Origin of the sequence: Serratia sp. K-E0102 (assembly GCF_029962625.1) — a bacterium.
GTDB classification, from domain to species: Bacteria; Pseudomonadota; Gammaproteobacteria; order Enterobacterales; family Enterobacteriaceae; genus Serratia; species Serratia sarumanii.
In genome coordinates, this window is record NZ_CP124754.1 from 4433261 (window position 1) to 4453093 (window position 19833).

A 19833-nucleotide genomic window follows, 5' to 3' on the forward strand; every position below is an offset into this window, starting at 1 on the left:
CGCCAAGGGCGCGCACCTGAACCGCGCGCCCCTGTTCTTTCGGTCGCCCGGCGTTAGCCGCGCCCGTCTTTGATCGCTTTGATGATGTTGGTGGTCGACAGCCCGTCTTCAAAGTTCAACACTTTGACATCGCCGCCGTTGGCCCACACTTCCGCACTGCCGGCAATCTCTTCCGGTTTGTAATCGCCGCCTTTCACCAGCAGATCCGGCAGAATGTCGGCGATCAAGCGCTGCGGCGTGTCCTCTTCGAACGGCACCACCCAATCCACCGCTTCCAGCGCGCCCAGCACGATCATGCGATTCTCCAGCGCGTTGACCGGGCGTTTTTCCCCTTTCAGGCGTTTGGTCGAGGCGTCGCTGTTCACCGCCACGATCAGGCGGTCGCCCAGTTTGCGGGCGTTGGCCAGATAGGAGACGTGGCCGGCGTGCAGAATGTCGAAAATGCCGTTGGTCATCACCACTTTCTCGCCGCGCTGACGCGCCTGAGCAACAGCGGTTTTCAACTGCGCTTCGGTCATCACGCCAAAGCCGGTTTCGGCCCGGCCGCGCACCGCGTTTTCCAGCTCGATTGGCGACACGGTAGAGGTACCGAGCTTGCCCACCACCACGCCGGCGGCGGCGTTGGCCAGGAAGCAGGACTCTTCCAGCGAATTGCCGGCGGCCAGCGAAGCGGCCAAGACGCCGATCACGGTGTCGCCGGCGCCGGTCACATCGAACACTTCCTGCGCCTGGGTCGGCAGGTGCAGCGGCTCAACGCCAGGCTGCAGCAGCGTCATGCCGTGTTCGGAACGGGTGACCAACAGCGCCGACAGCTCGAAATCCGCCACCAGCTTCATACCGCGTTCCACCAGTTCCGCCTCATCCTTGCAGTGGCCCACCACCGCTTCGAACTCGGACAGATTCGGCGTCAGCAGCGTCGCGCCGCGATAGCGTTCGAAGTCAGAGCCTTTCGGATCGATCAGCACCGGCACCTTGGCGGCGCGCGCCAGTTGGATCATGCCCTGCACCTGGCTGAGCGCGCCCTTGGCGTAATCGGACAGCACCAGCGCGCCGATCTGCGGCAGCGCCTGCTGAATGCGCTCCAGCATCGGCTGCGGATCGACGTTGGAGAAACCTTCTTCGAAGTCGAGGCGGATCAGCTGCTGGTTGCGCGACAGCACGCGCAGCTTGGTGATGGTCGGATGGGTCGGCACCGAGACGAAGTCGCAGCGCACGTTGACTTCATTCAGCTTGGCGCTCAGCGCCCGCGCCGCATCGTCGATGCCGGTCAGGCCCACCAGGCGGGAATTGGCGCCCAGCGAAGCGATGTTCATCGCCACGTTAGCCGCGCCGCCGGGACGCTCTTCGATGGTGTCGACCTTGACCACCGGCACCGGGGCTTCCGGTGAAATGCGGCTGGTCGGCCCATACCAATAGCGATCCAACATGACGTCACCGACCACCAGCACACCGGCGCGGCGAAAATCAGGCAGCGTAACTTTCATCCGATAACTCCAAAAAAGAACAAAATTTTAGTGGCGCAGATATTACCACAGACCGCCGGAATACCCGCAAAAAGGTATTAATCCAGCCATTTGGCCCAGCTGGCGCGCACCTGCTCGCGCTCGGCGGTGAACAGCTCGCTGCCGACCTTGCCGGAATGCTCCTGCAGCGCCAGATGGTGGATCTCGTCGCGCATGGTGACATAGGCCTGGGTCAGCGCGCGCGCCTCCTCTTCCGGCATGATGTCGTAATTGGCCATCAGCTCGAAGATGCGCACGTTGTCTGACCAACGCGTCAGCCGCGGTTCATCCGGCGCATAGCGTAAGACCAGATATTGGGCGATAAATTCGATGTCGGTAATGCCGCCCTCATCGGTTTTGATATCAAACAGATCGCGCTGCTTGTTGCCGAGATGGTTGCGCATCTTTTCGCGCATCTCGCGCACTTCGCGCTTCAGGGTCTCCGCATCACGCGTTTTGCACAGGATTTCGCGCCGAATCGCGTCGAACTGCTGGTGCAGCGCCGGGTCGCCATGCACGATGCGCGCGCGCACCAGAGCCTGATGTTCCCAGGTCCAGGCTTCGTTTTGCTGGTAATCGGCGAACGCCTCGACGGTGCTGACCAGCATCCCCGCGGCGCCGGAAGGCCGCAGACGCGCGTCCACCTCATACAGAATGCCGGAGGAAGTGCGGGTGCTGAACAGATGCATCACCCGCTGCGCCAGCCGCAGGTAGAACTGGCGGCCGTCGATGCAGCGATCGCCGTCGGTCATCACCTCCGGCGGGCAATCCAGCAGGAACACCAGATCGAGATCGGAACTGTAACCCAGCTCCCAGCCGCCCAGCTTGCCGTAGCCGATCACCGCAAAGCCGCGCCCTTCGCGCTCCTGCAGATGGGTCGGCTGGCCGTAGCGCGCCACCATGTCGCTCCAGGCCTGTTGCACCACCGCGTCGATGATCGCCTCCGCCAGATAAGTCAGGTGGTCGCTCACTTTCATCACCGGCAGCGCACCGGCGATATCCGCTGCGGCGATGCGCAGCTGCTGCGCCTGTTTGAACTGGCGCAGCGCCTCCAGCTTTTGCTCTTCGTCGTCTTCCGGCACCCGCAGCAGGTACTGGCGCAGCTCGCTGCGGTAGGCGTCCAGCGCCACCGGCTGATACAGCGTGGCTGGATCCAGCAGTTCGTCCAGCAACAGCGGGTAGCGCGACAGCTGGTTGGCAACCATCGGCGAAGCGGCGCACAGACGGATCAGATGGCTGAGCGCCGCGTGATACTCAACCAGCAGTTCGAGGTAAGTGGTGCGGGTGACGATGCTGAGCAGCAACTGCGCCAGCCGCACCAGCGCGGTGGGCGCGTCCTGGCGCGGGCACACTTCCGCCAGCAGGCGCGGCATCAGTTGATCGAGCACGTCGCGGCCGCGCGGGCCTATGGTGCGCTTGTCGACGTCATGGCGGAAATCGGCGATGGTGCGCAGCATCTGTCGGCGCCCCTCTTCGTCCAGGTGCGGCGTCAGCGGCGCCAGCTCGTTTTCCTCCAGCGCGTCCTGCCACAGGCTGTGATAGTGCTGGTAGTCGGGATCTTCGCCGATATCCGGGCTATCGTCGCCGATCAGATCGTCGAACACCGCCCGCACCGCCTGCATGTGCACCTCCAGCGTCGCCATCAGCGCCGGCCAATCCGCCAGCCCCATGCCGTAGGCCAGCCGCGCCTGGTCGAGCGCATCCTGCGGCAGCGTCTGGGTTTGCTGATCGCCGATCGCCTGCAGCAGATTCTCCAGCCGCCGCAGGAACAGGTAGGCGGCGCTCAGCGCCCGCACCTGCTCGGCCTCCAGCAGCCCCAGCTCACCCACCGCCTGCAGCGTCGGCAGCAGCGAACGCCCCTGCAGCGCCGGCTCACGGCCGCCGCGGATCAGCTGAAATACCTGGGTGATGAATTCGATTTCGCGAATGCCGCCGGCGCCCAGCTTGATGTTGTCCTTCAGGCCGCGCCGCCGCACTTCACGGGCGATCATGCCCTTCATGTTGCGCAAAGACTGGATGACGCTGAAATCGATATAGCGGCGGAACACGAACGGCCGCAGCGTTTTGCGCAGCTCCTGGCTGTAGGCGTCTTCCATACCGCCCATCAGACGCGCCTTCACCATCGCATAGCGCTCCCAGTCGCGCCCCTGCTCCTGATAGTAGTCTTCCAGCGCCACGAAGCTCATCACCAATGGGCCGCTGTCGCCGAACGGCCGCAGCCGCATGTCGACGCGATAGACGAAGCCGTCGATGGTCTGCTGATCCAGCGCCTTGATCAGCCGCTGGCCCAGGCGGGTGAAGAACTGGGCATTGTCCAGCTCGCGCCGCCCGCCCTGGGTCTGGCCGTTTTCCGGGTAGGCGAAGATCAGATCGATATCCGACGAGAAATTCAGCTCGCCGCCGCCCAGCTTGCCCATGCCGAGGATCAGCAGCGGCTGCGGTTCACCGGCGGCGTTGCACGGCGTGCCCCACTCGCGGCAACAGGTTTGGTACAGCCAGTCGCGCGCGCTGACGATCAGCGTCTCTGCCAGCCCGCTCAGCTGCAGCAGCGTTTCTTCGGTCGAACACAGCCCCTGCGCCTGCGCCCAGGCAATGCGCACCAGCGTTTCACGGCGAAACAGACGCAGCGTGCGCATCAGTTGCGCCTCATCGCGCACCTCTTCCAGCTCGTCCTGCAGCCAGGCGGCATAGTGTTGCCACTCACCGGGCGCCGGCGGCTGTTCGCGCAGCGTCGCCAGCCAGGCCGGCTGGGCGAGCAGTGCGTCGCTGACGAAGTCGCTCGACGCCAGCACCCACTGCTCCTGCTCGCTAAAGGCGCTGTCCGCGCCGTGAACTTCCTGAAAACGCTGCACAACCTGCTGTGCCTGAGCCTGTAACGCGGCTGAAAGTGGCGACATAGTGTATGACCCGTTCTGCGGCCCACGGCTGGCGGGCCGGCTTGATTAACGAAGCGCGCCGTTTAACCAGAATGGCGCATGCGATAAGGCCTGTTTGCGGCTGGCTTCATACCAGCCCTGACGGCGCTCGCTCAGCGCCGCCTGCAGTTCGCGCCAGGCCTCGATATAAGGGCCGGTCTGCTCGTCGGGGTAGGCGCCCGACAGCAGGACCAGCGCCGAAATCTGACGCGTCAGGCGCGGCAATTGTTCCTGATATTCATCTTCGTTCAGCGTACGGCTGAAGGCCTCTTTCAGCTCCGCGCCGCTGCGCCCCAGCATGATGTCGCTGAAGCGTTTGAAAGAACCGTCCAGCTTGGCCTGCCCTTTGGCGTCAATAAACGGCCGCCAGGCGCCGCTCACCAGCCATGATGTGAGCGCCAACTTACATTGCAGGTAGGCCGCGCTGTAGCACAGGCTCTCTGGTTGCGCGGCTTTGTCCGCCAACAGCGGCTCGAGCTCGGTCAGGCGGGCGCGCAGATCGGCGCTGGCCTTGCGCGGCACCAGGCCGCCGAAGATCACCAGCGCCTGGCGGATCGTGCCGACCGCCTCAACCACCGAGGCGCGCGCCTGCGCGTCGCCGCGCAGCCACAGCTCTTCATGGTACTGCCAGTGGCTGAGCGCCAGTTCGAAGGCGGCGATCATCCCCTGTTCGACGGTCGCCTTCGCCGCCGGCTTCAGCACCCGCAGCGGGCGCACCTCACGCGGCGGATTGCCCTGCGCCAGGTGGTAACCGCGCGCCGCCTTGCTCAGACTGCCCTGGCGCAGCCCGTCGTGCGCCGCCAGCTCACCGGCCAACGCCAGCAGATCGGCGGTATTGCCTTTCAGCAGCTCCAGCTCGATCTCGCTCAGGGCTTCGCTCTGGTCACCGGCGCGCACCTCGCCCTGGTCCAGGCCAATCTCTATCTCGCTTTGGCCGTAAGTAACCACCCACTTCTCACGCACGAAATCGGTACGGAACAGCGGTTGCAACGCCTGCTGCAACGCTGCGATATCGCAATCCTGCGGCCAAATGTCGGCAGGAAACTGCGCCAGCGCCAGCTGCGGCTCGGCGATAGCGACATTGTATTCCGGGCGTTGGTGCAGGCCGCCCACCACTTTACCGGCGGTTTTGATGGTCATCTCATAGCGATCGTCGAAACCGCGAATGCGCAGCCCCATGTCGTGACGGCGCAGGAAGTTGTCGGCCGTTTCGAAGTAAATGTTGGTCAGTTTTTGCGGCGCGGAATGCTGATGCGGCCAGGCGGCGAGCCAGTGTGGCAGAGCGGCCACCGCTTGCGGCGCGGCGATGAATTTCAGTTCAATTTCAACGGTCATAATTCTTTAACACCAATAAGTTATGCATTCACGTCAGTTTCAGCGCGGCGCGTTCGGCCCGCCGGATGCTGCCCACTGACGCACAGTTGCCGTTATCTTACCGCGATTCCCGGCGCCTTAACCCTGCTAACTGTAGAAAAAACCTGTTACGTTATAAAACACTGCGCAACTCACAGAATCAGCCACAGTAAGATAGTTCTCATTCCGGTTTTGGCGTTGCGTCGTCAGACTGAACCCTCTACTATCGTTCCATAAATTCACCCAGAAACGATGAACTAATGCAGAAATTACGCCTGATTTGCCTTGCCGCGCTGAGCTTCAGCATCACTTGGGCCGCACATGCCGAAGATAAACGCTATATCTCCGATGAGTTAAGCACTTACGTCCATAGCGGCCCAGGTAATCAGTACCGTATTGTCGGCACTCTCAACGCCGGTGAAGAAGTGACCCTGCTGAGCGTCAACGACAGCACCAACTACGGCCAGATCCGCGATCCGAAAGGCCGCACCACCTGGATCCCGCTCGACCAACTCAGCCAGACGCCAAGCCTGCGCACCCGCGTGCCCGAGCTGGAACAGCAGGTGAAAACCCTGACCGACAAGCTGGCCAACATCGACAACACCTGGAACCAGCGTACCTCGGAAATGCAGGAAAAAGTCGCGGGCAGCGACAGCACCATCAGCAGCCTGCAGAAGGAAAACCAGGATCTGAAAAACCAGCTGGTGGTCGCGCAGAAGAAGGTCAACGCCGTTAACCTGCAGCTCGACGACAAGCAGCGCACCATTATCCTGCAGTGGTTCATGTACGGCGGCGGCGTCGCCGGCGTCGGTTTGCTGCTGGGCCTGCTGTTGCCGCACCTGATCCCGCGCCGCAAGAACAACAACCGCTGGATGAACTGATCTCAGTATCGTTCAGTTTGAGTATGGGCGCCTGCGGGCGCCCTTTTCATTGGCGCCGACATCCCGCGGCCAATTCATGTAATCTGATAGACAGAGCCTTACACGATATTCAGGAGTCAACAGTGCAGATTTATCTGGTCGGCGGCGCCGTTCGCGACAGCCTGCTCAATATTCCGGTGGTCGATCATGATTGGGTGGTGGTGGGCGCCACGCCGGCAGAGCTGCTGGCGTTGGGCTACCAGCAGGTCGGTAAAGATTTTCCGGTGTTCCTCAACCCCGACTCCCACGAGGAGTACGCGCTGGCGCGCACCGAGCGCAAATCCGGCCAGGGGTACACCGGTTTTACCTGCTATGCCGCGCCGGACGTGACGCTGGAAGAAGATCTGCTGCGGCGCGATCTGACCATCAACGCCATCGCCCGCTCCGCCGAAGGAGAGCTGATTGATCCTTACGGCGGCGTGGCCGATCTGCAGGCGCGCGTGCTGCGCCACGTTTCCGACGCGTTCGGCGAAGATCCGCTGCGCGTATTGCGCGTGGCGCGATTCAATGCCCGCTTCGCCCATCTGGGTTTTCGCATCGCCGACGAAACGCTCGCCCTGATGCGCCAGATGGCGCACAGCGGTGAACTGGCCGCGCTGACCGCCGAACGCGTCTGGAAGGAAACCGAAAAGGCGCTGCAAAGCCAGAGCCCGCAGGTCTATTTTCAGGTGCTGCGCGATTGCGGTGCGCTGGCGGTGCTGTTCCCGGAAATCGACGCGCTGTTCGGCGTGCCGGCTCCCGCCAAGTGGCACCCGGAGATCGACACCGGCGTACACACGCTGATGGCGTTGGCGATTGCCGCCCGCCTCACGCCGGAGGTGGACGTGCGCTTCGCCACTCTGTGCCACGATCTCGGCAAAGGGTTGACGCCGAAAGAGTTCTGGCCGCATCACCACGGCCACGGCCCGGCGGGCGTGCGGCTGGTCGAAGCGCTGTGCCAGCGGCTGCGGGTGCCCAACCCGGTACGGGATTTGAGCAAGCTGGTGGCCGAGTACCATGATTTGATCCACACCGTGAACAAGCTGCGTCCGGAGACCCTGTTGAAGCTGTTCGACGCCATCGACGTCTGGCGCAAACCGCAACGGCTGGAGCAGATGATCCTGACCAGCGAAGCGGATGCACGCGGCCGTACCGGCTTTGAGGAGAATCCTTATCCGCAGGGCGACTATCTGCGCCAGGCGTATCAGGTGGCGAACGCGGTATCTATTAAAGAAGTGGTAGCCAGCGGGCTGCAGGGCACCGCGATCCGCGACGAGCTCAAACGCCGTCGCCAGCAGGCGCTGGCCGACTGGAAGCTCAATCAAACCATCCTCAACGATCAGGCATAAAAAAACCCCGCAGAGCGGGGTTTCTTCCTGGCATCGGGCTTACAGGAATACCATGTAAACCACGGCCGCCACGATAAAGCGGTAGATGGCGAACGGCACGAACGAGATACGTTTGATCAGCGACAGGAAGGTTTTGATCGCAATCAGCGCCACCACGAAGGCAGTAACGAAACCGACGGCGAACATCGGCAGGTCGCCCCAGGTCAGGAAGTGCAGGCTCTTATACAGATCCAGACCGCTGGCACCAATCATCATTGGCACCGCCAAAATGAAGGAGAACTCGGACGCCGCATAGCGGTTCACGCCCACCAGCATACCGCCGGCGATAGTGGAACCCGAACGGGAGAAGCCCGGCCACAGCGCCAGGCACTGGAAGCAACCGATCAAAAACGCCTGCCGGTAGGTGATGTCATCCAGCCCTTCCGCACGCGGTTTCTTCGGCTTCAGCCATTCCGCCGTCAACAACAGCAGGCCGCCGACCACCAACGCGTACATCACGTTTTTCGGCGCGAACAGCGATTTAATGACATCGTGGAATATCAACCCCAGCACCACCGCCGGGATCATCGCCAACAGGATGTGCCCCAGCTTCAGCCGGCCGTGTGTTTTGCCCTCGTGCTCCACCGGCTTGCCGCCGAAATGGATGCCGATCAGGCCGAACAACCGGCGCCAGAACATCACTACCACCGCCAGGATCGATCCTAGTTGGATGATGACTTCAAAGGTCTTGGCTTTGTCGCCGGTAAAGCCCAGCCACTCGCCAACGATGATCATATGCCCGGTGGAAGACACCGGCAGAAATTCGGTTAATCCCTCAACAACCCCAAGAACAAACGCAATAAACAGTGAATGCATGTCCGTCATGTGCTTCGCTCACCCCATAAATTTGCGACTAACATAAACATAAAAAAGCGGCAGTGCTTAAAGACAATGCCGCTAAAACAATTCTCAGGATTAAGACCAGCTTAACGGTCTTTCGTTGCAAGCAGATGACATAAAATCATGCGGGACGAGTGCCGCGCTCAATGATCACGCCGACCCGATTGGCATGTGCTACAGCGCCCGGTTTGCTGACCTTAATACGGACCCACGGGGAATTGAAGCGCTGAAGCAAAATTTCGGATATTTCCTCCGCCACGCGTTCCACCAGCGCGAACCGGTTCGATTCAACGTGCCGGATCACGGCGTCGCTGACGTCGGCATAGCTCAGACAGTCAGTTACGTCGTCGCTGGCGGCGGCCGGCCGGTTATCCCAGCCCATTTCGATATCGAACACCAGCTTCTGACGAATGCCCTGTTCCCACTCATAAACGCCAATGGTGGTAATTACGGTAAGCTCTTCAATAAATACGATATCCATCACGTCATTCTCTGTTTTTGGCCTTGCCGGATACCACTTCCAGCGGAATGTGCGTATTATCCATGGATGTTGCGAGTAAAACGACCATTATTAAACGGAACCGCGTTATGAGTGCTACCGCGCTTGGCATGATTATCTTCGCGTATCTGTGCGGCTCGATTTCCAGTGCGATCCTGGTTTGCCGGATCGCCAGGCTGCCGGATCCGCGTGAACATGGCTCAGGAAACCCCGGGGCGACCAACGTCCTGCGCATCGGCGGCCGGCTGGCGGCAGCGGCGGTGCTGGTGTTCGATATTCTGAAAGGGATGCTGCCGGTCTGGCTGGCCTACAAACTCGATGTGCCGCCGCTGTACCTCGGCCTGACGGCGATCGCCGCCTGTCTGGGGCACATCTATCCGGTGTTCTTCCACTTCCGTGGCGGTAAAGGCGTGGCGACGGCATTTGGCGCCATCGCGCCTATCGGCTGGGATCTGACCGGCCTGATGACCGGTACCTGGCTATTGACGGTGCTGCTCAGCGGTTACTCTTCGCTCGGCGCCATCGTCAGCGCGCTGATCGCCCCGTTCTACGTCTGGTGGTTCAAACCGCAGTTCACCTTCCCGGTAGCGATGCTCTCCTGCCTGATCCTGATGCGGCATCACGACAATATTCAGCGCCTGTGGCGCGGCCAGGAAGGCAAGATCTGGGGCAAGCTGCGCAAGAAGAAAAACGACGCGGATAACGGCGACCAGCCGAAAGACGAATAGCAGAAGGGCCGGATAATCCGGCCCTTTGTTTTATACCGCAGGCAATTCCGCCAGCGGCCAGCGCGGCCGCACCGAAACGCTCAGCTCCGGGTTGGCGCCGCTCTTCAGGCGCACCATGCCGGCATAGGCGATCATCGCGCCGTTGTCGGTGCAAAATTCCGGGCGGGCATAGAATACCTCCCCACCGCGCTTGTGCATCATCTCCGCCAGTTTGGCGCGCAGCGTGCGGTTGGCGCTTACGCCGCCGGCCATCACCAGGCGCTTGAAGCCGGTCTGCTCCAGCGCGCGTTTGCATTTGATCGCCAGCGTATCCACCACCGCATCCTCGAAGGCGCGGGCGATGTCGGCACGCGTCTGATCGTCGTTGCCGTTGGAGCGGATGGTGTTGGCGGCGAAGGTTTTCAGCCCGGAGAAACTGAAGTCCAGCCCCGGACGATCGGTCATCGGCCGCGGGAAGGTGAAGCGCCCCGCCGTGCCCTGCTGCGCCATCTTCGACAGCATCGGCCCACCGGGATAATCCAGGCCGAGCAGCTTGGCGGTCTTGTCGAACGCTTCGCCGGCCGCGTCGTCGATCGACTCGCCCAGCAGCTCATACTCACCGATGCCGGTGACGCTGATCAGCTGGGTGTGGCCGCCGGAGACCAGCAGCGCGACGAACGGGAATGCCGGCGGATTGTCTTCCAGCATCGGTGCCAGCAGGTGGCCTTCCATATGGTGCACCGGCACCGCCGGCACGTTCCAGGCGAACGCCAGCGCGCGCCCGACGGTCGCGCCGACCAGCAGCGCCCCCACCAGGCCCGGCCCGGCGGTGTAGGCCACGCCGTCGATGTCGGCCGGGGTCAGGTTGGCCTCTTTCAGCGCCGCCTGAATCAGCGGCACGGTTTTGCGCACGTGATCGCGGGAGGCCAGTTCCGGCACCACACCGCCGTAGTCGGCGTGCAGCTTCACCTGGCTGTATAATTGGTTGGCCAACAAACCGGTTTGATCGTCATACACTGCAATTCCGGTTTCATCGCAGGACGTTTCTATACCCAGTACTCGCATTACATTTCCCATCATTCACGTGCGGCCGCCAGTCTACCACATTCCGCCGCATTTACCGCCAGCGCGGCGCATCTTGTCACCGGCTCGCACCTATGTCGATGATTCATCCAGAAAATGCCCAGGCGATTAAACACGAGCATTTTTTTCTGATTAGTCTATAATCAGCGCCCGGTGCAAAATTGCGCACGTTGCGGCAGAGCGACGCGGGTTTCAATTTGCTGTGGTGCTTTACAAAGCAGCATCCATTGGAGTAAAATTCCGCACCATTTTGAAAAGGCTGGCGCTTGGCCAGCAGCAAACCGAATTTTATTGAGGTGAGAGGCACATGCCGGTAATTAAAGTACGTGAAAACGAGCCATTTGACGTTGCTCTGCGTCGTTTCAAACGCTCTTGCGAAAAAGCGGGTGTTTTAGCTGAAGTTCGTCGTCGTGAGTTTTATGAAAAACCAACTACCGAACGTAAACGCGCTAAAGCTTCTGCTGTGAAACGTCACGCGAAGAAACTGGCTCGCGAAAACGCACGCCGCACTCGTCTGTATTAATTCTTCGGGGGCAACCCCACCGCGTGAATTTCTGATTTTCAAAATCGCGCAGACCGAGTAGTTGCATACGAAGGCCGTGCTTTCCGAAAGGAATGCGCGGCTTGTTCTCGTTTATAGGCTAATGAAGTAAGGGCTTATGGCTGGACGAATTCCGCGCGTATTTATCAATGACTTGCTGGCTCGCACCGACATCGTCGATCTGATCGACGCCCGCGTGAAGCTCAAGAAGCAAGGCAAGAACTACCACGCGTGCTGTCCGTTCCACCACGAAAAGACGCCTTCATTTACCGTTAATGGCGAAAAGCAGTTTTATCACTGTTTTGGGTGTGGTGCGCACGGCAACGCCGTCGACTTTTTGATGAATTACGACCGGCTTGAGTTTGTCGAAACCATCGAAGAGCTGGCGACCATGCACGGGCTGGAAGTGCCTTACGAAGCGGGCACCGGGCCAACCCAGATCGAACGCCATCAGCGCCAGAGCCTGTACCAACTGATGGAGCAGCTCAGCGCGTTCTATCAACAGTCACTGCAGCAGTCCTCCGGGGCACCGGCGCGCAGCTATTTGCAGCAGCGCGGATTAAGTGACGACGTTATTCGCCATTTCGCCATCGGCTTCGCGCCGGCGGGATGGGACAACGCCCTGAAGCGTTTCGGCCGCGACGCCGACTCGCGCCGCGCATTGAACGATGCCGGCATGCTGGTGACTAACGATCAGGGGCGTTCGTACGACCGTTTCCGCGAACGGGTGATGTTCCCCATCCGCGACAAACGCGGGCGCGTGATCGCCTTCGGCGGCCGCGTATTGGGCGATGGCATGCCGAAGTACCTGAACTCGCCGGAAACCGAAGTTTTCCATAAGGGCCGCCAGCTTTACGGCCTGTATGAAGCACAGCAGAACCACCCTACCCTGCAGCGGCTGCTGGTGGTGGAAGGGTATATGGACGTGGTGGCGTTGGCGCAATTCGGCATCGATTATGCCGTCGCCTCGCTCGGAACCTCGACGACGGCTGAACACATTCAGCTGCTGTTCCGCGCCACCGACAACGTCGTCTGCTGTTACGACGGCGACCGCGCCGGCCGCGAAGCGGCATGGCGGGCGTTGGAAACCGCGTTGCCGTACCTGAACGACGGGCGCCAGCTGCGGTTCATGTTTTTGCCTGACGGCGAAGACCCGGACACCCTGGTGCGCAAGGAAGGCAAAGAAGCCTTCGAACAGCGAATGGAGCAGGCGCAGCCGCTGTCCACTTTCCTGTTCGAAAGCCTGCTGCCGCAGGTGGATCTGAGCAGCCCGGACGGGCGCGCCAAGCTGAGCACGCTGGCGCTGCCGCTGATTACTCAGGTGCCGGGCGAAACGTTGCGCTTGTACCTGCGCCAGGAGCTCGGCAACAAGCTGGGGCTGCTGGACGACAGCCAGCTCGACAAGCTGATGCCCAAGCAGGCGGAAAATGCGAATCCTTATCAGGCGCCCCAGCTAAAACGCACAACCATGCGTATACTGATAGGGCTACTGGTGCAAAATCCGCAGTTGGCTACACTTATCCCTTCGCTTGAAGGGCTGGAGCAGACCAAACAGGCGGGATTGCCGCTGTTCGTCGAACTGGTGCAGACCTGTTTGGCTCAGCCGGGCCTGACGACCGGGCAATTGCTGGAGCTGTATCGCGACAACAAATTCAGCCAGCAGCTTGAAACCTTGGCGACCTGGAACCATATGATCGTTGAGGATATGGTCGAGCAGACCTTTTTGGATACGTTGGCCAGCCTGTACGACTCGGTGCTCGAGCAACGGCTGGAAACGCTGATCGCCCAGGCCAGAACGCGCGGCCTGAGCCCGGAGGAACGTGAAGAAGTCCGTTCCCTCAACCAGGTTTTAGCGAAGAAAAACTGAATACCAAACGGCTTAAGTGCCGATAATTGCGAGGGCAGAGCCCTGCACAGTGCCGCCATAGTGGGCCGCGGCGATAACGAAAACGCCCCAAATGCTATTGTTGGCGGTTTCGCCGACCGACACCAACCTAAATACTCTGAAGTGTGGATACCGTCTTATGGAGCAAAACCCGCAGTCACAGCTGAAGCTACTTGTCACCCGTGGTAAGGAGCAAGGCTATCTGACCTATGCTGAGGTCAATGACCATCTGCCGGAAGATATCGTCGACTCCGATCAGATCGAAGACATCATCCAGATGATTAACGACATGGGCATCCAGGTGATGGAAGAAGCACCGGACGCCGATGACCTGCTGCTCGCCGAAAACTCGAACAGCACGGACGAAGATGCGGAAGAAGCCGCCGCACAGGTTCTGTCCAGCGTGGAATCCGAAATCGGCCGCACCACCGACCCGGTGCGCATGTACATGCGCGAAATGGGTACCGTCGAACTGCTGACGCGCGAAGGCGAAATCGACATCGCCAAGCGCATCGAAGACGGCATCAACCAGGTGCAGTGCTCGGTTGCCGAATACCCGGAAGCCATTACCTACCTGCTTGAACAGTACGATCGCGTCGAAGCGGGCGAAGCGCGCCTGTCCGACCTGATCACCGGCTTCGTCGATCCTAACGCGGAAGAGGACATCGCCCCAACCGCCACCCACATCGGTTCCGAACTGTCGAGCGAAGAGCAAGACGACGACGAAGAAGATGAGGATGCCGAAGAGGACGACACCGAAGACGACAACAGCATCGATCCTGAGCTGGCGCGTCAGAAGTTCGCCGAGCTGCGCGATCAGTATGAAGCGACGCGCTTGGTGATCAAAAAGAACGGCCGCAGCCACGCCAGCGCCGCGGACGAGATCCTGAAGCTGTCCGAAGTGTTCAAGCAGTTCCGCCTGGTGCCGAAACAGTTCGACTTCCTGGTCAACAGCATGCGCACCATGATGGATCGTGTTCGCACCCAGGAACGCATCATCATGAAGCTGTGCGTTGAACAGTGCAAAATGCCGAAGAAAAACTTCGTCACCCTGTTCGCCGGCAACGAAACCAGCGATTCCTGGTTCGAAGCCGCGCTGGCGATGGCCAAGCCATGGTCGGAAAAGCTGAAAGACGTGGCCGAAGACGTGCAGCGCAGCCTGCAGAAACTGCGTCAGATCGAAGAAGAAACCGGCCTGACCATTGAGCAGGTCAAAGACATCAACCGTCGCATGTCGATCGGTGAAGCGAAAGCGCGCCGCGCGAAGAAAGAGATGGTTGAGGCCAACCTGCGTCTGGTTATTTCTATCGCCAAGAAATACACCAACCGCGGCCTGCAGTTCCTGGATCTGATTCAGGAAGGCAACATTGGCCTGATGAAAGCGGTAGACAAGTTCGAATACCGCCGCGGCTACAAGTTCTCGACGTACGCCACCTGGTGGATCCGTCAGGCTATCACCCGCTCCATCGCCGACCAGGCGCGCACCATCCGTATTCCGGTGCATATGATTGAGACCATCAACAAGCTCAACCGTATTTCGCGCCAGATGCTGCAAGAGATGGGCCGCGAGCCGACGCCGGAAGAGCTGGCCGAGCGCATGCTGATGCCGGAAGACAAGATCCGCAAGGTGCTGAAGATCGCCAAAGAGCCAATCTCGATGGAGACGCCGATCGGCGACGACGAAGATTCGCATCTGGGCGACTTCATCGAGGATACCACCCTCGAGCTGCCGCTGGATTCCGCGACCTCGGAAAGTCTGCGTTCCGCCACCCACGACGTGCTGGCCGGCCTGACCGCGCGCGAAGCGAAAGTGCTGCGCATGCGTTTCGGTATCGACATGAACACCGACCACACGCTGGAAGAGGTAGGCAAGCAGTTTGACGTTACCCGTGAGCGTATCCGTCAGATCGAAGCCAAGGCGCTGCGCAAGCTGCGTCACCCAAGCCGCTCCGAAGTGCTGCGCAGCTTCCTGGACGACTAAGTCCGGCTGCCGCAGCAAAAACAAAAACCCCGGCCTGCCGGGGTTTTTTTATGCCCTGAATACGCCTCGCCGCATCATTGCAGCGCCAGGAACAGCTCGCGATAGCTGGCGGTGAGCTGCTCCAGGGTGGCGCGGTTCAATCCGCTGGGGTTGGGCAATACCCACACCTCGGTTTCCCCCAACATCAGCGTCTGCTTGCCCCAGGGCGCATTTTTCACCCCGAAGGCGGTGGTGAACGCCTGCTTGCCCAAAATCGCCAGCGCGTGCGGCTGATAGCGCAGGATCTTCTCTTGCAGCGCCTCGCCGCCGCTGCGCAGCTCGTCGCGCGACAGCTCGCTGGCCGCCACCGTCGGGCGCGCCACCAGCGCGGTAATGCCGCAGCCGTTGTCCTTCAGCTGCTGCCACTGCTCCGGCGCCAGCTGGCTCTCGGTAAAGCCGGCCTGATGGATCACCTTCCAGAAGCGATTGCTGCCGTTGGCGAAAGGGTAGCCCTGATGGGCGGAAGAAAGACCGGGGTTGATGCCGCAAAACACCACCCGCAGATTGGGCGCCAGAAGTTCCATGAGTGTCGTGAGTCCATTGCAGGGATTTACTGCGGTTATCGCAAAATCCGCCAGCAATTACAACAGGCTAGAACTGTGCAGAAAAACAACATACGGGCGAGTAACAGTAGACCGCCGCTTAAGGATTCCCTATAATCTCGCGGCTTGGCCCCTTAGCTCAGTGGTTAGAGCAGGCGACTCATAATCGCTTGGTCGTTGGTTCAAACCCAACAGGGGCCACCAAATTTTTGCTGTTTTCACAGCCTTACAAGCCATCCTGTCCGGGGTGGCTTTTTTGTTTCCCGCCTGCGTGCCACACTTCTCTCTCGGCATTCTTGTTTATTCCGACCCATAAGGATCCCGCATGATCGTCATCTGCGACCACGACAACCTCGACGCCTGGCTGGCGCTGCGCACCGCGCTGTGGCCGTCCGGCTCGCCTGAAGATCACCGCGCGGAAATGCGCGAGATACTGGCTTCACCGCACCACACCGCGTTTATGGCGCGGGGGCTGGACGGCGCTTTCGTTGGCTTTGCCGAGGTCGCGCTGCGCTACGATTACGTCAACGGCTGCGAATCGTCGCCGGTGGCGTTTTTGGAAGGGATTTATACCGCCGAACGCGCCCGCCGCCAGGGCTGGGCCGCGCGCCTGATCGCGCAGGTGCAGGAGTGGGCGAAGCAACAGGGGTGCAGCGAGCTGGCGTCGGATACCGATATCGCCAATCTGGACTCCCAGCGCCTGCATGCGGCGCTGGGCTTTGCCGAAACGGAGCGGGTAGTGTTTTACCGCAAAACGCTGGGCTGATCAGGCAGTTTTGCTTTGCCGCTGATGCGCCAGCTGCTCGGCGCGCAGCAGAAGCTCCTGCAGATCGTCCTCGTCGATATCGAACAGATCCCCCTCCATCAGCGCCTCGTGCAGATCGCCGCGGGTGATGGACACGGCATCGATCGGCAGATTGGCCGGCTTGGCCTCCGCCGGCGCCAGCGCGTGCGGGTAGCGTCGCCCGGCCAGGTTATTGAACAGAATGGCCAGCGCCGCCAGCAGCACCGAGTTCAGCAGCACCGGGTACAGCACGAAGTGGTAGCCCATCTGATGAATGCCGGGGCCGCCGAGGATAGCGGTGAGCGCCACCGCGCCACCCGGCGGATGCAGGCAGCGCAGCTTGAACATCAGGCCGATGGCCACCGCCGCCGCTATGCCGCAGGCCAGCCCCGGATCGGGGATCAGCAGGCCGGCGCTGACGCCCACCGTCGCCGCCAGCGCATTGCCGCCGACGATCGACCAGGGCTGCGCCAGCGGGCTGTTGGGCACGCCGAACAGCAACACCGCCGAGGCGCCCATCGGCGCGATAAACCACAGGTTCACCTCGCCCAAAATAAAGTGGCTGATCCAGCCGGCGAGCATCAGCCCCAAACCGGCGCCGACGCTGGAAATCAGCATCTCTCGCTTGCCCACCGCCAGCGGGTGCGGCCACAGGCGCGCGCATCCCACTTTTACTCGTTCTATCCACTGCGTCTTCATGTTACCCAATACGGCTCAATTCACGTGTTGGCAACAAATATATCACATCATCCGGAAGGAACTCACGGCGCTGCAGCGCCGCGGCATCAAACAACTTTTGGCCTAACAGATTGATTTTTAGCCATCCCTCGACAATGATGAATGTTCTCCCCTTAACCCCGAGGAACCGCCGATGTCTCAACCGATCACCGAGCTTTACACCGACAGTGAATTTTTCAGCCCGTACGCCATGTCCGCCTTTGTCGTGCTGACGGAAAAAGGCATTCCGTTCACCGTGAAGACGGTGGATCTGGCGAAGGAAGAGAATAAAGAGGCGGCCTACGCGGCGCTGTCGCTCACCCGCCGGGTGCCGACGCTGGCCATCGGCGAGTTTCAGCTCTCGGAGTCTTCGGCGATCGCCGAATACCTGGAGGACATCCATCCGGCCCACGCCGTGTACCCGCGCGACGTGAAGCTGCGCGCCAAGGCGCGCGAGATCCAGGCCTGGCTGCGCAGCGATCTGCAGCCGATCCGCGCCGAGCGCTCGACCGAGGTGGTGTTCAACAACGGCAAGTTCCCGCCGCTGTCCGAAGCCGCACAGGGGGCCGCACGCAAGCTGATCGACGCCGTCGAAAAGCTGTTGAGCCATGGGCAGGATAATCTGTTCAGGGAGTGGTGCATCGCCGACACCGATCTGGCGCTGATGCTCAACCGGCTGGTGATGCACGGCGATCCGGTGCCGGAGCGCCTGCGCCACTATGCGCACAAGCAGTGGCAGCGCCCGTCGGTGCAGGCCTGGCTAGCGCTGTCGGCAAAGCGGCGCGCCTGAGAAAAAAATCGGCGGCCACGACGCCGCCGTTCTCAATGCCGAGAAACAACATCACTGCTTGAGGGAAGGCAAATCACCATCCAGAGGGCAGATAGCCTAACAATGAAGCGATGGCGTACACCGCGCTGGCCAGGTACAGCAGCACAATGCTGATCTGCAGCAGCGGGTGCGTGATCCAGTTGCACTGCCAGCGCGGCGTCTGGTCGCCATGTTTGCGTGCGCCGCGCAGGATCAGCATCGGCATGATCGACAGGATCACCCCGCTGAACACCCCGGCGAAGTAGAGCGCGTTGACGAACGACACCAGCCCGCTGTAGGCCAGCGCGAACGGCGGCACCACCACCAGCAGCAGCACGCCGAAGCGGCGCAGCGGCAGCTCGTCGTTGCCCAGCCGGAACTTGTCGAAAATATTGGTCAGAAAGCTGCCGCCCAATCCCCAGTAGGAAGTCAGCATCGCGCACAGCGCGAAGATGTTGGCGGAGAAGAACGCCCACTGCCCCAGCGCCTGGCCCCAGGAGATGGTGGCCACGTCGGAGATGCCATCCAGCCCGCTGAGCGCGATCACCGACATCGGCACCGCCGCCAGCAAAATGAAGGTCACCGCCATGCCGACGATGATCGCCTTCGGCAACTGCTCCGGCTTGTCGGCAAAGCCGCGCGCCATTTCCGGCACGATGTACTGCGCCGAGAAGCAGAACACCACCACGTTGAACACCGGCACCATAAAGCGCCAGTCGCCGTCCAGCAGGTTGCGCATCTGGGTGGTGTCTTTCAGCAGCGTCGCCGCCACCAGCGCGGTCAGCATCACCACCATGCCGATGCTGATGAACTTCTCGCCGCGGCCGATCGCTTTCAAACCGAGATACAGCACGCCGGCGGCAGGCACGAAGAACAGCAGGCTGCCCAGCGCCGGCGAGATGCCGAACAGCGATTGCAGCAGCTTGCCGCTGCCGGTCATGTAGGCGGTAAGCGCCCCGACGCTGTTGACGCACACCGAAGCGAACATCAGCCAGGCGCCCAGGCCGCCGACGTAGCGCTTCGCCAGCCCGCTCAGCTGCAGATGCGCGCGGGTGCGCAGCGTGGATTCGGCGACGTACAGCATGGTGATGGTGGTCAGGCTCCCCACCAGCACCAGCCAGAACAGCAGCGGCAGGAAACCGGCCTTGCTGGAGGCGTAGGCGATGGAGAGCACCCCGGCGCCGATATTGGTGCCGACGATCATCGCCACCCCTTCAAGGAAACTTAACGATTTGGCGGGTGCAGGTGCTCGCACCCCGGCGGCAAGCGCCGGAGAAACAGAGGTATTATCAGACATGCATCATCCTTTATCGCCCGGCGACGCTGGCCGCCGGGATGGGTTAACGTCCT

General features: G+C 61.2%; 17 protein-coding genes and 1 tRNA gene. 9 read left to right on the forward strand and 9 right to left on the reverse strand.

What is annotated here, in order from left to right:
• Positions 1-53 precede the first annotated feature (53 nt).
• The 3 genes from hldE to SSARUM2_RS21045 form a co-directional block, all read right to left on the reverse strand.
• Complete coding sequence (hldE, locus tag SSARUM2_RS21035) at positions 54-1484, reverse strand: bifunctional D-glycero-beta-D-manno-heptose-7-phosphate kinase/D-glycero-beta-D-manno-heptose 1-phosphate adenylyltransferase HldE (protein ID WP_033649059.1); 1431 nt, start codon at positions 1482-1484, stop codon at positions 54-56.
• 77 nt (positions 1485-1561) lie between these two features.
• Entirely contained in the window at positions 1562-4399 is a 2838-nt protein-coding gene (gene glnE / locus SSARUM2_RS21040; protein WP_125460760.1) for a bifunctional [glutamate--ammonia ligase]-adenylyl-L-tyrosine phosphorylase/[glutamate--ammonia-ligase] adenylyltransferase, read from the reverse strand.
• A gap of 45 nt (positions 4400-4444) precedes the next feature.
• Positions 4445-5752 carry an inorganic triphosphatase gene (locus tag SSARUM2_RS21045; protein WP_041036747.1) on the reverse strand — a complete coding sequence of 436 codons (1308 nt, stop codon included), beginning with the start codon at positions 5750-5752 and terminating at the stop codon, positions 4445-4447.
• A 278-nt stretch (positions 5753-6030) separates the two neighbouring features.
• On the opposite strand from SSARUM2_RS21045, the gene SSARUM2_RS21050 reads away from it, so the two are divergent.
• Positions 6031-6651: a TIGR04211 family SH3 domain-containing protein gene (locus SSARUM2_RS21050; RefSeq protein WP_019453078.1), complete on the forward strand. Its 621-nt coding sequence runs from the start codon at positions 6031-6033 to the stop codon at positions 6649-6651.
• 122 nt (positions 6652-6773) lie between these two features.
• Positions 6774-8018 (forward strand): multifunctional CCA addition/repair protein, encoded by a 1245-nt coding sequence (locus SSARUM2_RS21055; RefSeq protein WP_033649056.1) that lies wholly within the window; start codon positions 6774-6776, stop codon positions 8016-8018.
• Positions 8019-8057: 39 nt separating this feature from the next.
• Here the strand turns inward: SSARUM2_RS21055 and bacA are convergent, their stop codons facing one another.
• The gene (gene bacA, locus SSARUM2_RS21060) at positions 8058-8882 is read right to left on the reverse strand and encodes an undecaprenyl-diphosphate phosphatase (protein WP_041036750.1); all 825 of its coding nucleotides are present in this window, start codon (positions 8880-8882) and stop codon (positions 8058-8060) included.
• Between the two features lie 136 nt (positions 8883-9018).
• Positions 9019-9378 (reverse strand): bifunctional dihydroneopterin aldolase/7,8-dihydroneopterin epimerase, encoded by a 360-nt coding sequence (gene folB, locus SSARUM2_RS21065; protein WP_033636077.1) that lies wholly within the window; start codon positions 9376-9378, stop codon positions 9019-9021.
• Positions 9379-9485: 107 nt separating this feature from the next.
• Between folB and plsY the strand changes: the two genes are divergently transcribed.
• Entirely contained in the window at positions 9486-10124 is a 639-nt protein-coding gene (gene plsY, locus SSARUM2_RS21070) for a glycerol-3-phosphate 1-O-acyltransferase PlsY (protein ID WP_033636078.1), read from the forward strand.
• Between the two features lie 30 nt (positions 10125-10154).
• Here plsY and tsaD read toward each other — a convergent pair whose 3' ends face one another.
• Positions 10155-11168, reverse strand: coding sequence for a tRNA (adenosine(37)-N6)-threonylcarbamoyltransferase complex transferase subunit TsaD (tsaD, locus tag SSARUM2_RS21075; RefSeq protein WP_033654813.1), 1014 nt, complete (start codon positions 11166-11168; stop codon positions 10155-10157).
• A 325-nt stretch (positions 11169-11493) separates the two neighbouring features.
• Here tsaD and rpsU point away from each other — a divergent pair, with 325 nt between their 5' ends.
• The 3 genes from rpsU to rpoD all read left to right on the forward strand — a co-directional run bounded on the left by rpsU (position 11494) and on the right by rpoD (position 15593).
• Positions 11494-11709: a 30S ribosomal protein S21 gene (gene rpsU, locus SSARUM2_RS21080; protein WP_001144069.1), complete on the forward strand. Its 216-nt coding sequence runs from the start codon at positions 11494-11496 to the stop codon at positions 11707-11709.
• A gap of 136 nt (positions 11710-11845) precedes the next feature.
• Positions 11846-13594 (forward strand): DNA primase, encoded by a 1749-nt coding sequence (dnaG, locus tag SSARUM2_RS21085; RefSeq protein ID WP_025304325.1) that lies wholly within the window; start codon positions 11846-11848, stop codon positions 13592-13594.
• Positions 13595-13751: 157 nt separating this feature from the next.
• A complete protein-coding gene (gene rpoD / locus SSARUM2_RS21090) occupies positions 13752-15593 on the forward strand; it encodes an RNA polymerase sigma factor RpoD (RefSeq protein WP_033636080.1) in 1842 nt (613 codons plus the stop codon).
• Positions 15594-15667: 74 nt separating this feature from the next.
• Here the strand turns inward: rpoD and mug are convergent, their stop codons facing one another.
• A complete protein-coding gene (gene mug / locus SSARUM2_RS21095) occupies positions 15668-16156 on the reverse strand; it encodes a G/U mismatch-specific DNA glycosylase (RefSeq protein WP_049212942.1) in 489 nt (162 codons plus the stop codon).
• A 146-nt stretch (positions 16157-16302) separates the two neighbouring features.
• On the opposite strand from mug, the gene SSARUM2_RS21100 reads away from it, so the two are divergent.
• Together SSARUM2_RS21100 and aac(6') are read left to right on the forward strand one after the other, a co-directional pair.
• Positions 16303-16378, forward strand: a tRNA-Ile gene (locus SSARUM2_RS21100).
• 121 nt (positions 16379-16499) lie between these two features.
• Positions 16500-16940 carry an aminoglycoside 6'-N-acetyltransferase gene (aac(6'), locus tag SSARUM2_RS21105; RefSeq protein ID WP_049212943.1) on the forward strand — a complete coding sequence of 147 codons (441 nt, stop codon included), beginning with the start codon at positions 16500-16502 and terminating at the stop codon, positions 16938-16940.
• Here aac(6') and SSARUM2_RS21110 read toward each other — a convergent pair whose 3' ends face one another.
• Complete coding sequence (locus tag SSARUM2_RS21110) at positions 16941-17657, reverse strand: HPP family protein (RefSeq protein WP_033649025.1); 717 nt, start codon at positions 17655-17657, stop codon at positions 16941-16943.
• Positions 17658-17829: 172 nt separating this feature from the next.
• Here SSARUM2_RS21110 and yfcF point away from each other — a divergent pair, with 172 nt between their 5' ends.
• The gene (yfcF, locus tag SSARUM2_RS21115) at positions 17830-18465 is read left to right on the forward strand and encodes a glutathione transferase (protein ID WP_041036793.1); all 636 of its coding nucleotides are present in this window, start codon (positions 17830-17832) and stop codon (positions 18463-18465) included.
• A 73-nt stretch (positions 18466-18538) separates the two neighbouring features.
• Here the strand turns inward: yfcF and SSARUM2_RS21120 are convergent, their stop codons facing one another.
• Positions 18539-19780, reverse strand: a complete 1242-nt coding sequence (locus tag SSARUM2_RS21120) for an amino acid permease (RefSeq protein ID WP_039569357.1) — start codon at positions 19778-19780, stop codon at positions 18539-18541.
• Between the last annotated feature and the right edge of the window lie 53 nt (positions 19781-19833).

What these genes read in the sequence shown, in the direction of transcription:
- folB (WP_033636077.1), bottom strand. Translation starts at nt 9,378, where the DNA reads ATGGATATCGTATTTATTGAAGAGCTTACCGTAATTACCACCATTGGC.
- SSARUM2_RS21110 (WP_033649025.1), bottom strand. Translation starts at nt 17,657, where the DNA reads ATGAAGACGCAGTGGATAGAACGAGTAAAAGTGGGATGCGCGCGCCTG.
- rpsU (WP_001144069.1), top strand. Translation starts at nt 11,494, where the DNA reads ATGCCGGTAATTAAAGTACGTGAAAACGAGCCATTTGACGTTGCTCTG.
- bacA (WP_041036750.1), bottom strand. Translation starts at nt 8,882, where the DNA reads ATGACGGACATGCATTCACTGTTTATTGCGTTTGTTCTTGGGGTTGTT.
- SSARUM2_RS21050 (WP_019453078.1), top strand. Translation starts at nt 6,031, where the DNA reads ATGCAGAAATTACGCCTGATTTGCCTTGCCGCGCTGAGCTTCAGCATC.
- plsY (WP_033636078.1), top strand. Translation starts at nt 9,486, where the DNA reads ATGAGTGCTACCGCGCTTGGCATGATTATCTTCGCGTATCTGTGCGGC.
- glnE (WP_125460760.1), bottom strand. Translation starts at nt 4,399, where the DNA reads ATGTCGCCACTTTCAGCCGCGTTACAGGCTCAGGCACAGCAGGTTGTG.
- rpoD (WP_033636080.1), top strand. Translation starts at nt 13,752, where the DNA reads ATGGAGCAAAACCCGCAGTCACAGCTGAAGCTACTTGTCACCCGTGGT.
- yfcF (WP_041036793.1), top strand. Translation starts at nt 17,830, where the DNA reads ATGTCTCAACCGATCACCGAGCTTTACACCGACAGTGAATTTTTCAGC.
- dnaG (WP_025304325.1), top strand. Translation starts at nt 11,846, where the DNA reads ATGGCTGGACGAATTCCGCGCGTATTTATCAATGACTTGCTGGCTCGC.
- SSARUM2_RS21045 (WP_041036747.1), bottom strand. Translation starts at nt 5,752, where the DNA reads ATGACCGTTGAAATTGAACTGAAATTCATCGCCGCGCCGCAAGCGGTG.
- mug (WP_049212942.1), bottom strand. Translation starts at nt 16,156, where the DNA reads ATGGAACTTCTGGCGCCCAATCTGCGGGTGGTGTTTTGCGGCATCAAC.
- tsaD (WP_033654813.1), bottom strand. Translation starts at nt 11,168, where the DNA reads ATGCGAGTACTGGGTATAGAAACGTCCTGCGATGAAACCGGAATTGCA.
- SSARUM2_RS21120 (WP_039569357.1), bottom strand. Translation starts at nt 19,780, where the DNA reads ATGTCTGATAATACCTCTGTTTCTCCGGCGCTTGCCGCCGGGGTGCGA.
- hldE (WP_033649059.1), bottom strand. Translation starts at nt 1,484, where the DNA reads ATGAAAGTTACGCTGCCTGATTTTCGCCGCGCCGGTGTGCTGGTGGTC.